General features: G+C 53.1%; 18 protein-coding genes. 13 read left to right on the top strand and 5 right to left on the bottom strand.

The annotated features are described in order from the left end of the window. The first annotated feature begins 5 nt into the window (after positions 1-5). On the top strand, positions 6-1,406 hold the full coding sequence (gene gabP / locus JTI98_RS09910) for a GABA permease (protein ID WP_216082204.1): 1,401 nt from the start codon (positions 6-8) through the stop codon (positions 1,404-1,406). Between the two features lie 45 nt (positions 1,407-1,451). Further along, complete coding sequence (csiR, locus tag JTI98_RS09905; RefSeq protein WP_058586993.1) at positions 1,452-2,144, top strand: DNA-binding transcriptional regulator CsiR; 693 nt, start codon at positions 1,452-1,454, stop codon at positions 2,142-2,144. 10 nt (positions 2,145-2,154) lie between these two features. Here the strand turns inward: csiR and lysM are convergent, their stop codons facing one another. Beyond that, a complete protein-coding gene (gene lysM / locus JTI98_RS09900) occupies positions 2,155-2,604 on the bottom strand; it encodes a peptidoglycan-binding protein LysM (RefSeq protein ID WP_042999643.1) in 450 nt (149 codons plus the stop codon). Between the two features lie 123 nt (positions 2,605-2,727). Further along, entirely contained in the window at positions 2,728-2,898 is a 171-nt protein-coding gene (locus JTI98_RS09895; RefSeq protein ID WP_042999642.1) for a YqaE/Pmp3 family membrane protein, read from the bottom strand. A 181-nt stretch (positions 2,899-3,079) separates the two neighbouring features. Between JTI98_RS09895 and JTI98_RS09890 the strand changes: the two genes are divergently transcribed. Continuing rightward, positions 3,080-3,379 (top strand): helix-turn-helix transcriptional regulator, encoded by a 300-nt coding sequence (locus tag JTI98_RS09890; RefSeq protein ID WP_216082203.1) that lies wholly within the window; start codon positions 3,080-3,082, stop codon positions 3,377-3,379. A gap of 9 nt (positions 3,380-3,388) precedes the next feature. Then, positions 3,389-3,916 carry a rhodanese family protein gene (locus JTI98_RS09885; protein ID WP_216082202.1) on the top strand — a complete coding sequence of 176 codons (528 nt, stop codon included), beginning with the start codon at positions 3,389-3,391 and terminating at the stop codon, positions 3,914-3,916. Positions 3,917-3,959: 43 nt separating this feature from the next. On the opposite strand, the gene stpA is transcribed toward JTI98_RS09885, so the two are convergent. After that, positions 3,960-4,361, bottom strand: a complete 402-nt coding sequence (gene stpA, locus JTI98_RS09880) for a DNA-binding protein StpA (protein WP_042999639.1) — start codon at positions 4,359-4,361, stop codon at positions 3,960-3,962. A gap of 473 nt (positions 4,362-4,834) precedes the next feature. Between stpA and alaE the strand changes: the two genes are divergently transcribed. Next, a complete protein-coding gene (alaE, locus tag JTI98_RS09875; RefSeq protein WP_042999638.1) occupies positions 4,835-5,284 on the top strand; it encodes an L-alanine exporter AlaE in 450 nt (149 codons plus the stop codon). A 34-nt stretch (positions 5,285-5,318) separates the two neighbouring features. Here alaE and JTI98_RS09870 read toward each other — a convergent pair whose 3' ends face one another. Then, a complete protein-coding gene (locus tag JTI98_RS09870) occupies positions 5,319-5,663 on the bottom strand; it encodes a DUF2002 family protein (RefSeq protein ID WP_042999637.1) in 345 nt (114 codons plus the stop codon). Positions 5,664-5,824: 161 nt separating this feature from the next. On the opposite strand from JTI98_RS09870, the gene JTI98_RS09865 reads away from it, so the two are divergent. Beyond that, positions 5,825-6,151, top strand: a complete 327-nt coding sequence (locus JTI98_RS09865; RefSeq protein ID WP_058586996.1) for a DUF883 domain-containing protein — start codon at positions 5,825-5,827, stop codon at positions 6,149-6,151. A gap of 55 nt (positions 6,152-6,206) precedes the next feature. On the opposite strand, the gene JTI98_RS09860 is transcribed toward JTI98_RS09865, so the two are convergent. After that, positions 6,207-7,550 carry a PLP-dependent aminotransferase family protein gene (locus tag JTI98_RS09860; protein WP_216082201.1) on the bottom strand — a complete coding sequence of 448 codons (1,344 nt, stop codon included), beginning with the start codon at positions 7,548-7,550 and terminating at the stop codon, positions 6,207-6,209. Positions 7,551-7,638: 88 nt separating this feature from the next. On the opposite strand from JTI98_RS09860, the gene JTI98_RS09855 reads away from it, so the two are divergent. The 7 genes from JTI98_RS09855 to proW all read left to right on the top strand — a co-directional run bounded on the left by JTI98_RS09855 (position 7,639) and on the right by proW (position 14,615). Continuing rightward, positions 7,639-8,070 (top strand): carboxymuconolactone decarboxylase family protein, encoded by a 432-nt coding sequence (locus JTI98_RS09855; RefSeq protein WP_044255114.1) that lies wholly within the window; start codon positions 7,639-7,641, stop codon positions 8,068-8,070. A 190-nt stretch (positions 8,071-8,260) separates the two neighbouring features. Beyond that, positions 8,261-8,506 carry a glutaredoxin-like protein NrdH gene (gene nrdH, locus JTI98_RS09850; RefSeq protein WP_044326901.1) on the top strand — a complete coding sequence of 82 codons (246 nt, stop codon included), beginning with the start codon at positions 8,261-8,263 and terminating at the stop codon, positions 8,504-8,506. Next, complete coding sequence (gene nrdI / locus JTI98_RS09845; RefSeq protein WP_042999632.1) at positions 8,503-8,913, top strand: class Ib ribonucleoside-diphosphate reductase assembly flavoprotein NrdI; 411 nt, start codon at positions 8,503-8,505, stop codon at positions 8,911-8,913. Before nrdH ends, nrdI begins: the two co-directional genes overlap by 4 nt. Continuing rightward, on the top strand, positions 8,886-11,030 hold the full coding sequence (nrdE, locus tag JTI98_RS09840; RefSeq protein WP_216082200.1) for a class 1b ribonucleoside-diphosphate reductase subunit alpha: 2,145 nt from the start codon (positions 8,886-8,888) through the stop codon (positions 11,028-11,030). The genes nrdI and nrdE overlap by 28 nt, the downstream gene beginning before the upstream one ends. Positions 11,031-11,040: 10 nt before the next feature. Continuing rightward, positions 11,041-12,000, top strand: a complete 960-nt coding sequence (nrdF, locus tag JTI98_RS09835) for a class 1b ribonucleoside-diphosphate reductase subunit beta (RefSeq protein ID WP_058586999.1) — start codon at positions 11,041-11,043, stop codon at positions 11,998-12,000. A 355-nt stretch (positions 12,001-12,355) separates the two neighbouring features. Beyond that, positions 12,356-13,558, top strand: coding sequence for a glycine betaine/L-proline ABC transporter ATP-binding protein ProV (proV, locus tag JTI98_RS09830; RefSeq protein WP_044326897.1), 1,203 nt, complete (start codon positions 12,356-12,358; stop codon positions 13,556-13,558). Then, positions 13,551-14,615 carry a glycine betaine/L-proline ABC transporter permease ProW gene (gene proW, locus JTI98_RS09825; protein WP_044326896.1) on the top strand — a complete coding sequence of 355 codons (1,065 nt, stop codon included), beginning with the start codon at positions 13,551-13,553 and terminating at the stop codon, positions 14,613-14,615. Before proV ends, proW begins: the two co-directional genes overlap by 8 nt. Positions 14,616-14,658 lie beyond the last annotated feature (43 nt).

Here is a 14,658-nt window from a genome sequence, read left to right as displayed (position 1 = left end):
ATAAGATGGGGCAACTGTCGCAATCACATGATTTAGGGGGCGGGCTGAAATCACGCCACGTCACCATGCTGTCTATTGCCGGGGTTATCGGCGCAAGTCTGTTTGTGGGTTCCAGTGTGGCGATAGCCCAGGCCGGGCCCGCGGTCCTGCTGGCCTATCTGTTCGCCGGGTTACTGGTGGTGATGATTATGCGGATGCTGGCCGAAATGGCCGTCGCCACGCCGGACACCGGTTCCTTTTCCACGTACGCCGATAAAGCCATCGGACGCTGGGCAGGCTACACCATCGGCTGGTTGTACTCGTGGTTCTGGGTGTTGGTGATCCCGCTTGAAGCGAATATCGCCGCCATCATCCTCAATTCCTGGGTCCCCGGCGTCCCGATCTGGCTGTTCTCGCTGGTCATCACGCTGGCGTTAACCGGCAGTAATTTGCTGAGCGTCAAAAATTACGGTGAGTTTGAGTTCTGGCTGGCGCTGTGCAAAGTGATTGCCATCCTCGCCTTTATCGCGCTGGGTGCCGCGGCGATCAGCGGTTTTTACCCTTACGCTGAAGTCAGCGGTATTTCGCGCTTGTGGGATCACGGCGGGTTTATGCCGAACGGCTTTGGCGCGGTGCTAAGCGCCATGCTGATCACCATGTTCTCCTTTATGGGCGCTGAGATTGTTACCATCGCCGCTGCCGAATCCGACACGCCGGATAAGCACATCGTCCGCGCCACTAACTCGGTCATCTGGCGTATTTCGATCTTCTATCTGTGTTCGATCTTTGTCGTCGTCTCCCTGATTCCGTGGAACATGCCGGGTCTGAAAGAGGTAGGTTCCTATCAGTCAGTGCTGGAACTGCTGCATATTCCGCATGCCAAACTGATCATGGACTGTGTGATCCTGCTGTCGGTAACCAGTTGCCTGAACTCTGCGCTGTATACCGCGTCGCGAATGCTCTACTCCCTCAGCCGCCGTGGCGACGCGCCAGCCATGATGGGTAAAATCAATCGCAGCAAAACCCCCTGGGTGGCGGTGTTACTCTCGACAGGCGCGGCGTTTTTAACCGTCGTCGTGAACTATTATGCCCCGGCAAAAGTGTTTAAGTTCCTGATTGACAGCTCCGGCGCCATCGCCCTACTGGTATATCTGGTTATCGCCGTTTCTCAGCTGAGGATGCGCAAAATCCTGCTGGCGGAAGGCGGCGAGATCAAACTGAAAATGTGGCTCTATCCATGGCTGACCTGGCTGGTGATTGGCTTTATCATCTTTGTGCTGGTTGTGATGCTCTTCCGTCCGGCGCAACAGCTGGAGGTGATTTCCACAGGGTTACTGGGGCTGGGGATTATTTGCACCGTGCCGATTATGTCGCGCTGGAAAAAACTGGTATTGTGGCAAAAGACACCGCTGCAAAATACCCGTTAAATGATTTCCCGGCGCAGGCCGGGAACACGATTCAGGAGTAAGACCATGACCGCCATTTCCCATCCGACGGCCATAGATGGATACCGCTGGCTGAAGACCGATATTATCCGTGGTGTTTATCAACCTGATGAAAAACTGCGCATGAGTTTATTAACTTCACGCTATTCTCTTGGCGTTGGGCCGCTCAGGGAGGCGCTTTCTCATCTGGTGGCGGAACGGCTGGTCACGGTGGTGAATCAAAAAGGGTATCGGGTGGCGTCCATGTCAGAGCAGGAACTGCTCGATATTTTCGACGCCCGGGCCAATATGGAAGCCATGCTGGTAAGTCTGGCGATTGAACGCGGCGGTGACGAATGGGAAGCTGAGATCCTCGCCCGCGCCCACATGCTCAGCAAGCTAGAGGCCAGCGACGCCAGCGAACACCTGCTGGATGAGTGGGATTTACGCCATCAGGCATACCATACCGCTATTGTTGCCGGATGCGGTTCGCAGTATCTGCTGCAAATGCGTGAACGGTTGTTTGATCTCGCGGCGCGCTATCGGTTTATCTGGCTGCGAAAAACGGTCTTGTCGGTTGAAATGCTGGAGGATAAACACATTCAGCATCAGACGCTAACGGAGGCCATTCTGGCGCGCGATGCGACGCGCGCCAGTGAACTCATGCGCCAACATTTACTGACGCCGATTCCTATTATCCAGCAGGCCATGACCGGTAAACTACTGGCGCAAAAATCCTGACGGCGCTTATTTATTCTTCCGGAATACGCAGCACCTGGCCGGGATATATTTTATCCGGGCTTTTAAGCATCGGCTTATTCGCCTCAAAAATTTTGTTATACAGGTTGGCATTGCCGTAAACCTGTTTCGAAATAGCGCTCAGGGTATCGCCGGATTTCACCGTGTAGAACTGACTCTCGGCGGCAGGCGCGTCGGTTTTAACCTGATCCTCCACGCTGGCAATCCCGGAAATATTCCCGACCGCAATCAGGATTTTTTCTTTCGCTTCCTGACTTAATCCGTCACCCGTCACCGTCGCCTTGCCATCAGCAATTTGTACATTCACCTTGTCAGCATCCGGAATACCGGTTTTATGCAGATGGTCCTGCACCTTTTTTGCTAAATCGTCTTTATCGTGATTGCCGGTGACTGCATCCCACAGTTTTTCCCCGGCGTCTTTTACAAAGTTGAAAAGTCCCATATCCACCTCGATCGTTGACAATAAACACTCAGGAAGTGTAGCAGAAAGTTTCGCTTAAAATTCTGACGGCGCGGCGACCGGTGTGGCCCGATAACGTCACGCTATCGGGCGGTATCATGACGGTTAAGAAAGAGATGAAGGACGGGTTTGCACCCAGAACGCGTGAATCAAACCCGGAATATAGCCCAGTAACGTCAGAACGATATTAAGAATGAACGCCCAGCCGAATCCTTTGCCCAACAGGACCCCCAGCGGCGGCAGAATGATCGTAAATACAATTCTCCAGAAACCCATATACACTCCAAAAAGAAAAATTACTCATTGTTTAAAAAGGGATTTTATCCCTAAGCGTAGCGAGCTTAGCGGAGATCGCCAGTTATCACTCTCGCTTTTACCCTCTTTTACGATTTTTACACTGGCAGTCGCTTCATTTTTATTTTAGACTTTACTTAATTTAGAAAACACTAAAATAAAGATGAGCGAACTCGAACAACTTCAGGCCAGCGCGGAACAAGCGGCGGCCCTGCTGAAAGCGATGAGCCACCCTAAGCGACTGCTGATCCTGTGTATGCTTTGCGGCTCACCGGGCACCAGCGCGGGCGATCTGGCACGCGCCACCGGGTTAAGTCCCTCGGCCACTTCACAGCATCTGGCAAAAATGCGCGAAGAAGGGCTGATTGGCAGCCAGCGCGATGCTCAGCGCATCCTCTATTTCATTAAAAATGCAGCGGTGAATTCACTCATTGCCACATTGAAAAACGTCTATTGTCCATAAGGAGTGAACATGACCATCGGGACGATTTCCCCGCGCGACGCAAAGGCCCGTATTGAGCAAGGCGCCAGACTGATTGATATTCGCGATGCCGACGAATATCTGCGTGAACATATTCCGCAGGCCCATCTCGCACCGCTGAGCACGCTCGAACAGGGGGGCTTTCCTGCCAGGCTGCGAGGTGAATGCGTCATTTTCCATTGTCAGTCCGGAAAACGAACGCAAAACAATGCGGCTACCTTGCAGGCTCTTGCCGCACCGGCTGAAGTCTTGCTGCTGGAAGGGGGCATTGACGGCTGGAAAGCGGCGGATTTCCCCACGGCAGAAGATAAATCACAGCCGCTTCCGATGATGCGTCAGGTACAAATTGCCGCAGGCGGGCTGGCCTTACTGGGCGTGGTGTTGGGATATAGCGTCAACAGCGGCTTTTTCCTGCTCAGCGGTTTTGTAGGCGCGGGGTTGCTGTTCGCCGGACTGACTGGTTTTTGCGGCATGGCGCGACTGCTCGACAAAATGCCGTGGAATCGCCGTCCTCAATAATGACGGGAAATACGCGGTGAGGAACACCTCACCGCTTACAAAATTAGATCAGAAAATCGTCCAGCGATTTACCTGCCGCCAGTGCCTGGGCAATCGGTTTTGGCGTACGCCCCTGACCGGTCCAGGTTTTACTTTCCCCGTTAAGATCGGTATAGCGATATTTCGCCGGACGCGGCTGGCGTTTTTTACCCACTCGCATGGCCGCGGCGTCATTGCTGAATAACTCTTCCGGGCTAATTCCGTCGGCCTTCATCATTTCCAGCAAAGTATTAATTTTCTGCTGCTGTTCAGCGCGCTGACGCTGTAACTGTTCTTCTTCTTCACGTCTTTCTTTAGTGACGACCCTGAATTTCTCCAGCATTTCTTCAAGAACGTCAATGGAGAATTCGCGAGCCATGGCGCGTAATTTACGAATATTATTTAAGTTCTGTAACATCAAATTCATAATAATTAAAATCCTTTAACGCAAAAACAAATTATTACACTGTGCAGTCTATTATATTATTAGAACATTTTCCAGCCCCTGGAATATAACAGAGGAAATACCACCTCCCGTTAATATACGCTAAATAATATTCCGGCTCATTTTCTCATTCTCTGACGAATAACCTCCATATCGGCTCATCGAACATAGAATGCGGTTTTTGCCTTACAGGGAAATCCCTCAATCAGAACACCAACATAACCTATTGATTTTTAATGATTTAAAATACAAAAACAACAAAAACTCTATCCGGTACAAAAATCAGGCGGTTACAGAGTATTTTATCGACAAAAAGCGTCAAAATAAAAATATTTCGCTAGTTGATAGTTACAATACAGCAATATACTCTAGCATCAAGCAAAAACACCACAACAAACCACTAAAACGAACTTATTTAACGGCAATTTTACCCCTTTTTTACAAGGAGCATCAGCATGTTCTCACCACAGTCACGCTTGCGTCATGCTGTAGCAGACACGTTCGCGATGGTTGTTTATTGTTCTGTCGTGAACATGTTGATCGAGATCTTCCTCTCCGGAATGACCTTTGAGCAATCACTTTCGTCCCGACTGGTCGCCATTCCGGTCAACATTCTGATCGCCTGGCCCTATGGAATGTATCGTGATCTCTTTATGAAGGCGTCGCGTAAAGTGGGTTCTGCGGGGTGGCTGAAAAACCTGGCGGATGTACTGGCTTATGTCACCTTCCAGTCCCCGGTTTATGTCGCTATTCTGCTGACGGTGGGCGCTGACTGGCATCAAATTACCGCCGCAGTCAGTTCTAATATCGTAATATCGATGATGATGGGGGCGGTATATGGCTATTTCCTCGATTATTGCCGCCGCCTGTTTAAGGTGAGTCGCTACCAACAGGTTAAAGCCTGAAACGACTTTGCGACTGGCTGTGCCAGTCGCTTAATTAACTCGCCTCGCCAAACAGTCCATTCAAATAACGCTCAAGCGCAATACGCGAACTAAAGCCGTGAGGAATGCCGTAGTGTTCGTGGGTGTCCCCGGCTAAATAAAGCGGAAAATGCTGATAATGGTCGCAGGTTTTAATTTCAGATGCCGGTTCAGCCAGCGAAGAACTGCGCTCTTTTAATGTCGGATGAATCACCAGCGCAGTGCGTCCCATACGCGCTTCGCGATTAACATAGACATAATTCTCGCCACGTCGATAACCGTACGTTTTCTGTGTTACCACATCAACGGTAAACCCCACTTTTTCAAGTACGCGCGCCACCTCGTCAGGTCGTAAATACATATTTTTTCCTCGTTATCTTTTACTGCGGGCTTACCTTACCTGATTCAGCATTGGCAACGCTTTCAGAAAAGTCCATAAACGCGCAATAACGCCGTGAGGCGTCTCAGAAGTTAAAAATATCGACTAAACTGAAAGTCACATCGAAATCACTGGAGGATCATATGTTTAACCGACCGAACCGAAACGACGTAGATGATGGCGTGCAGGATATTCATAATGACGTCAATCAATTAGCCGACAGTCTGGAAGCCGTACTGAAGTCATTGGGTAGCGATGCGAAGGATGAAGCAGATACCGCACGGCGTAAAGCACAGGCGCTACTGAAAGAGACGCGTGCGAAAATGCATGGCCGGACGCGCGTGCAGCAAGCCGCCCGTGACGCCGTAGGCTGCGCCGATACGTTTGTGCGTGATAGACCCTGGTGTAGCATCGGTACGGCGGCGGCGGTGGGGATCTTTGTCGGTGCGTTGCTGAGTCTTCGACGCTAAGGATGAGGCCGGTGCCGGATAGCGTTTACGTTTATCCGGCCTGGCATAAACTCGACTAAAGCGCTGACTGAATGGCCTGTCGCAACCGCTTTGCCACCTGTCTTGCGATTTCAGGCGAAGCGATGTTAGTGAACGACAGCAAAATCCCTCCCATCCCCGATGTATTCAACCGCCAGCGACTCAGGGCCTGGACCGCCAGGCCCGCCTCATTGGCTTTGCGTACCGGCGCGATATCGTCACCGTCAACAGTAATCACCAGCTGTATCCCGCCCTGTTGGGGTACAACGTGAAATCCCTGTTCGCCGAGTGCCCTTTCCGTCCATTGCCTTCGCTGCGCATAGTGCTGACGCATTTTTTTCAGATGCCGCCAGAAATGCCCATCACGGATAAAATCCGCCAGCGTTTGCTGCCAGAGCAGCGGCACGCTACAGGCCATCCGTACCGCCTGCTGACGAAAACGACTCACCTGGTTTACTGGCACCACCAGCCATGCACAGCGCAAGGCGGGAAACAGCGATTTGCTGAACGTACCGGCGTAAATTACCCGCTGTGGCGCATCCAGACTTTTCAGCGGCGGCAGCGGTTTACCGTGATAACGAAACTCGCTGTCGTAATCATCTTCAATAATCCACGCCTGGGTATGTGATGCCCACTCCAGCAGTTGATGACGCCGGGCTAACGACAGCGCGACGCCAAGCGGGCTTTGATGGGCCGGAGTGAGTAGCGCAAAACGCGCATCCGGATAATCGCGGATCCCGGTCGCCACATTCAACCCGTCGTCATCGATCGGAACCGGCAGCAGCGCGACATTTTCCTGCTCAATCACCGGACGGATCAACGGAAAGCCGGGATCTTCAATCCACATGCCATCGCCCGGCTTGGCCAGCGCGCGCAGGATGAGGGTCATCGACGCCGCATAGCCTGAGGTGATAAAAATCTGCTCGGGCAGACAGTCAATACTGCGCGACACGCGCAGATAGTCCACGATTGCCTGGCGTAACACGGCTTCACCGCAGACGTCGCCGAGAGCCAGATCAAAACGCGTCTGCGTGCGCAGTCGTCGCCCCATCACCCGCGCCCAGATGTCTCGCGGGAAGAGATCCAGCGCAGGAAGCCCCATCTGGAAGGGCTGAGGAACGGTACTTTCTCCGGCAAAGACCACCGGTTCGCTGTACGTCTGTTCCGGATGCAACTGTGCGCTGACAAACGTTCCCGCCTGCCCTCGCCGCTCCAGCCAGCCCTGTGCCACCAGCTCCGCATAAGCGTTTTCCACCGTCGAGCGCGAAATACCCAGCTCCTGTGACCAGGTACGACTGGACGGTAGTCTGGCTCCGGGCTGGAGTTCCCCACGTTCAATGGCCGTTTTTAACTGACGTGCAATTTGCTGATAGCGCGGCATATGGTCTGCTTTTTTCGTAAAAATATGGCTCTCTTTTGCAGTCCATTATAGTGCTACATTGCCGGCCATCAACACGAGGAGAAGCACCATGACGACGTTACGCCAGCCCTACTATGAACTCAGCCCTGAAGTCTATAACGCCCTGGTACAAGCGAAAACGGCACTGGAAAACAGCGCGCTGGATACCACGCTGATGGAATTGATTTACCTGCGTATTTCGCAGATCAACGGCTGCGCATTTTGCCTGGAAATGCACAGCAAGGCGCTGCGTAAATCGGGTGTCACGCAAAGTAAACTGGACGCGCTGGCCGGGTGGCGAGTGAGCCATCATTTCAGCGCGCAGGAGCAAGCGGCGCTGGCGTGGGCTGAATCGGTGACCGATATCGCCAGAACCCATGCTGAAGATGACGTTTATCTGCCACTGCTCACGCATTTCAGCGCTCGCGAAATCAGCGACCTGACTTTTGCGATCGGCCTGATGAACTGTTTTAACCGCCTGGCCGTAAGCATGCGGATGTAATCCGGCGTTTTTTCAGCACAAACTCCCGCTCCCCGTCAGGCTCATCGGTGGGGAGTAATCAATCGATAATTCCCATATCTTGTATGGTTGAAACTTATTTCAACTACATCTAGTATTCCCTCTATCAGTACACACCCAAACCGACGCGTCTTATCGCGCCGTTCTTTCATTTTAAATGGAAATACGAATCATGCGCATTACTATTTACACTCGAAATGACTGTGTTCAGTGCCACGCCACTAAACGGGCGATGGAAAGCCGTGGATTTGAATTTGAGATGGTGAACGTCGATCTGGTGCCCGACGCGGCCGAGGCCCTGCGTGCGCAAGGTTTTCGCCAGTTGCCGGTGGTCATTGCCGGCGAAACCCGTTGGTCAGGATTTCGTCCGGATATGATCAACCGTCTGCATCCAGAGCCTCGGGTAGCCAGCGCATGAACCCGCTCGTCTACTTCTCCAGCAGCTCCGAAAATACGCACCGTTTTATGCAGCGTCTGGGGCTGCCCGCCATTCGCATTCCGCTGAATGAACGCGAACGGATCCGGGTAGACGATCCCTACATTCTGGTGGTGCCTTCCTACGGTGGCGGCGGCACGGCTGGCGCAGTGCCGCGACAGGTGATCCGCTTTTTAAATGATGCTCACAACCGGGCGTTAATTCGCGGTGTCATTGCCTCTGGCAATCGTAACTTCGGCGAGGCGTATGGTCGCGCAGGGGAAGTGATTGCCCAGAAATGCGCCGTACCCTGGCTCTATCGTTTTGAACTGATGGGAACCCCCGCCGACATCGACAACGTTCGAAAAGGAGTAAGCGAATTTTGGCAACGACAACCGCAGAACGCGTAACGCAGGAATCGCTGGATTACCATGCGCTGAACGCCATGCTGAATCTGTACGATAAAGCAGGCCGTATTCAGTTCGATAAAGACAGGCAGGCGGTCGACGCCTTTTTTGCCGCCCATGTTCGCCCCCACTCTGTCACGTTTAGCAGTCAGGAGGAACGTCTGCAAACGCTGGTGCGCGAAGGGTATTACGACGAAAGCGTGCTGGCACGCTACGATCGCGCTTTCGTGGTATCGCTGTTTGCCCGCGCCCACGCCAGCGGTTTTCGTTTCCAGACCTTCCTCGGCGCCTGGAAGTTTTACACCAGCTACACGCTGAAAACCTTTGATGGCAAACGCTACCTGGAAGATTTTGAAGACCGTGTGGTGATGGTTGCGCTCACACTTGCGCAGGGGGATGAAGCGCTGGCGTCACAACTCACCGATGAGATGCTCTCTGGGCGTTTCCAGCCCGCCACGCCCACCTTCTTAAACTGCGGTAAACAGCAGCGCGGCGAACTGGTCTCCTGCTTCCTGCTGCGGATTGAAGATAACATGGAGTCGATTGGCCGGGCGGTGAACTCCGCACTTCAGCTCTCCAAACGCGGCGGCGGCGTGGCATTTTTACTCTCTAACCTGCGCGAAGCCGGTGCGCCCATCAAGCGCATCGAAAACCAGTCCTCCGGGGTGATCCCGGTGATGAAGATGCTGGAAGACGCCTTTTCCTATGCCAACCAGCTCGGCGCGCGTCAGGGGGCGGGGGCGGTCTATCTGCATGCGCATCATCCGGATATTCTGCGTTTCCTCGATACCAAACGCGAAAACGCCGACGAAAAGATCCGCATTAAAACGCTCTCGCTTGGCGTGGTTATCCCGGACGTGACGTTCCGTCTGGCGAAAGAGAATGCGCAAATGGCGTTGTTTTCGCCGTATGACGTCGAGCGTCTTTACGGTAAACCCTTCGGCGATATCGCCATAAGCGAACGATACGACGAACTGGTCGCCGACGAGCGCGTGCGCAAAAAATACATTAACGCCCGCGACTTTTTCCAGACACTGGCAGAAATTCAGTTTGAATCCGGCTATCCCTACATTATGTATGAGGATACGGTGAATCGCGCCAACCCGATTGCGGGTCGCATTAATATGAGCAACCTTTGCTCGGAAATTTTGCAGGTCAACAGCGCCTCTACCTACGAGGAGAATCTTGACTACGCCCATACCGGGCATGACATTTCCTGCAACCTCGGCTCGCTGAATATTGCCCACACCATGGATTCTCCGGACATTGGCCGGACGGTCGAAACAGCGATTCGCGGGCTGACGGCGGTGTCAGATATGAGCCATATCCACAGCGTCCCGTCGATTGCTGCCGGTAATGCCGCCTCCCACGCCATCGGACTGGGACAGATGAACCTGCACGGCTATCTGGCACGCGAAGGCATCGCCTATGGTTCGCCAGAAGGACTGGATTTCACCAATCTCTACTTTTACACCATCACCTGGCATGCACTGCATACGTCGATGCTGCTGGCACGTGAACGTGGACAGACGTTTGCCGGATTCGCACAGTCGCGCTACGCCAGCGGCGAGTTCTTCACGCAGTATCTGGAGCAGAACTGGACGCCGAAAACCGAGAAAGTCCGGGCGCTGTTTGCCCGTAGCGGCATCACGCTGCCGACGCGTGAAATGTGGCGGTATCTGCGCGACGAAGTGATGCGCTATGGCATCTACAACCAGAATTTACAGGCGGTGCCACCGACCGGTTCGATCTCCTACATCAATCATGCGACGTCGAGCATTCATCCGATTGTCTCGAAAGTGGAGATTCGCAAAGAGGGCAAAACCGGGCGCGTCTACTATCCGGCCCCGTTCATGACCAATGAGAATCTGGATATGTATCAGGACGCGTATGAAATCGGCGCACAGAAAATCATTGATACCTACGCCGAAGCCACTAAACACGTCGATCAGGGCCTGTCGCTGACGCTGTTTTTCCCCGATACCGCCACCACCCGCGATATCAACAAAGCGCAGATCTACGCCTGGCGAAAAGGCATTAAGTCGTTATATTACATTCGCTTGCGACAGCTGGCGCTGGAAGGTACTGAAATTGAAGGCTGCGTCTCGTGCGCATTGTAAGGAGAGCAGTATGACATTATCACGCGTGAGCGCCATTAACTGGAATAAGATTCAGGACGACAAAGATCTCGAAGTGTGGAACCGCCTGACCAGCAACTTCTGGTTGCCGGAAAAAGTACCGTTGTCTAACGATATTCCAGCGTGGCAAAACCTGAGCGCCGCCGAGCAGCAGCTCACCATCCGCGTCTTTACCGGCCTGACGCTGCTCGACACCATCCAGAATATCGCCGGGGCCCCGTCGCTGATGGCAGATTCCCTGACACCGCACGAGGAGGCGGTGCTGTCGAACATCAGTTTTATGGAAGCGGTGCATGCCCGCTCCTACAGTTCCATCTTCTCTACGCTGTGCCAGACGAAAGATGTCGATGCCGCTTATGCCTGGAGCGAAGAAAATGCGCCGTTACAACAAAAGGCGCAGATTATCCTCGCGCATTACGCCAGCGATGACTCTTTAAAGAAGAAGATTGCCAGTGTGTTTCTGGAATCCTTCCTGTTCTATTCCGGCTTCTGGTTGCCGATGTATTTCTCCAGCCGCGGTAAGCTCACCAACACCGCCGATCTGATCCGTCTGATCATTCGTGACGAAGCGGTTCATGGCTATTACATCGGCTATAAATACCAGAAAGGACTGGAAAAACGCTCTCAATCCGAGCGTGACGAGCTGAAGGATTTTGCCCTCGAGCTGCTGATGGAACTGTACGATAACGAAGTCCGTTATACCGAAGAACTGTATGCCGACACCGCCTGGGCAGAGGATGTCAATGCGTTCCTTTGCTACAACGCCAACAAGGCGTTGATGAACCTGGGCTATGAGGCGCTGTTCCCGGCGGAAATGGCGGAGGTGAATCCGGCAATCCTAGCTGCGCTGTCGCCCAATGCCGACGAAAACCATGACTTTTTCTCCGGCTCAGGATCGTCATACGTGATGGGAAAAGCCGTCGAAACGGAAGACGAAGACTGGAATTTTTAACGGAAATTAATAGGGGAAATATCACGGCAATCATGATGGTAATATTTTAAGCAGATCACATTTTTATCACCCAATTATTTCAGGGTGATCTACACTCAATAGTGGTTGTCATATTCGCCTGAATTGCTGAAATTCAGGCGCGTTTTTAGTGGTCTTGACAAAAAATATTCACCGGCCGTGGTTTGCTCTCAGCCCTTATATCATGGGAAGTCCCGGCAATTTGCCTTCCTCTCTATTTCCCCTCATATCGCATTCAGGGTTGTCTCAGATTCTCAGTATGTTAGGGTAGAAAAAGGTGACTATTTCTATCAGGTATCATATCGACATAAATAAATAACAGGAATCTTTCTATTGCATGGCAATTAAATTAGAAGTGAAAAATCTATATAAAGTATTTGGAGAGCATCCACAGCGCGCCTTCAAATATATTGAAAAAGGACTTTCAAAAGAACAAATTCTGGAAAAAACAGGGCTATCGCTTGGCGTTAAAGACGCCAGTCTGGCCATTGAAGAAGGCGAGATATTTGTCATCATGGGATTATCCGGTTCGGGTAAATCCACAATGGTACGCCTTCTCAATCGCCTGATTGAACCCACCCGTGGACAGGTACTGATCGACGGCATCGATATCGCCAAAATATCGGATGCTGAACTCCGCGAGGTGCGCAGAAAAAAGATTGCGATGGTCTTCCAGTCATTTGCGCTGATGCCGCACATGACTGTTCTGGACAATACCGCATTCGGTATGGAATTAGCCGGTGTAAGTGCTGAGGAACGTCGCGAAAAAGCGCTGGATGCCCTGCGCCAGGTGGGACTTGAAAATTATGCGCACGGCTACCCGGATGAACTTTCCGGCGGCATGCGTCAGCGTGTCGGTCTCGCCAGAGCATTAGCCATTAACCCTGACATCTTATTAATGGATGAAGCCTTCTCTGCGCTCGATCCCTTAATTCGTACCGAGATGCAGGATGAACTGGTGAAACTGCAGGCGAAACATCAGCGCACCGTCGTCTTTATTTCCCACGACCTTGATGAAGCGATGCGTATTGGCGACCGAATTGCCATTATGCAAAATGGCGAAGTAGTTCAGGTCGGTACACCGGATGAAATTCTGAATAATCCGGCGAACGATTATGTACGTACCTTCTTCCGTGGCGTCGATATTAGCCAGGTCTTTAGCGCGAAAGATATTGCCCGCCGTAGCCCGGTGGGACTGATTCGTAAAACGCCGGGCTTTGGCCCCCGTTCAGCCCTGAAATTATTACAGGACGAAGATCGGGAATACGGTTACGTCATCGAACGCGGCAATAAGTTTGTTGGCGTGGTCTCCATCGACTCATTAAAAGCGGCATTAGGTCAGGCTCAGGGCATTGAAGGGGCGTTAATCGACGAGCCGCTGGCCGTAGATGCACAAACCCCACTTAGCGAGCTGCTCTCTCATGTCGGACAAGCGCCGTGCGCGGTGCCGGTTGTCGATGAGGAACAACAGTATGTAGGCATTATTTCAAAACGCATGCTGCTACAGGCTTTAGATCGCGAGGGGACAAACAATGGCTGATCAATCTAATCCGTGGGATACCGCACCAGCGGCTGAGAGCGCCGCACCATCCGCTGACGCCTGGAGCACGCCGTCAGGGACGCCTGCCGATAGCGGCGGCGCCGACTGGCTGACCAGCGCGCCTGCGCCAGCACCGGAACATTTCAACATTATGGATCCGTTCCATAAGACGCTGATCCCGCTCGACAGTTGGGTCACTGAAGGGATCGACTGGGTGGTCACCCATTTCCGTCCCGTCTTCCAGGGCATTCGTGTGCCGGTGGATTACATCCTTAACGGTTTTCAGCAGTTGCTGCTGGGGATGCCGGCTCCGGTGGCGATCGTCGTTTTCGCCCTGATCGCCTGGCAGATTTCCGGCGTCGGGATGGGGGTTGCAACGCTTGTTTCCCTGATTGCCATTGGCGCTATCGGCGCCTGGTCGCAGGCGATGATTACGTTGGCGCTGGTGCTGACCGCCCTGCTGTTCTGCGTGCTGATCGGCCTGCCAATGGGGATCTGGCTGGCGCGCAGTCCACGGGCGGCGAAGATCGTTCGTCCGCTGCTCGACGCCATGCAGACAACACCAGCGTTCGTCTATCTGGTGCCGATTGTGATGCTGTTCGGTATTGGCAACGTGCCGGGGGTGGTCGTGACGATTATCTTTGCGCTGCCGCCGATTGTGCGCCTGACGATCCTCGGGATTAACCAGGTTCCGGCCGATCTGATCGAAGCGTCACGCTCGTTCGGGGCCAGTCCGCGTCAGATGCTGTTCAAAGTTCAGTTACCGCTGGCGATGCCCACCATTATGGCAGGGGTCAACCAGACGCTCATGCTTGCGCTCTCGATGGTCGTGATCGCCTCCATGATTGCCGTCGGTGGTCTGGGCCAGATGGTACTGCGCGGTATCGGTCGTCTCGATATGGGACTGGCCACCGTCGGCGGGGTCGGCATTGTGATCCTCGCCATCATTCTGGATCGTCTGACTCAGGCCGTGGGTCGCGACTCACGCAGCCGCGGTAACCGTCGCTGGTACACCACCGGTCCTGTCGGGCTCGTTACGCGCCCTTTCATTAAGTAATTCACCTGTTGCCCGGTGACGCTGCGCTTACCGGGCCTACACG

The sequence above is a fragment of the Citrobacter sp. MGH 55 genome, assembly GCF_016906145.1.
Lineage (GTDB): Bacteria > Pseudomonadota > Gammaproteobacteria > Enterobacterales > Enterobacteriaceae > Citrobacter_A > Citrobacter_A amalonaticus.
The sequence above is the reverse complement of the archived record's forward strand: the minus strand, read 5'-3'. Positions and strand labels throughout refer to the sequence as shown.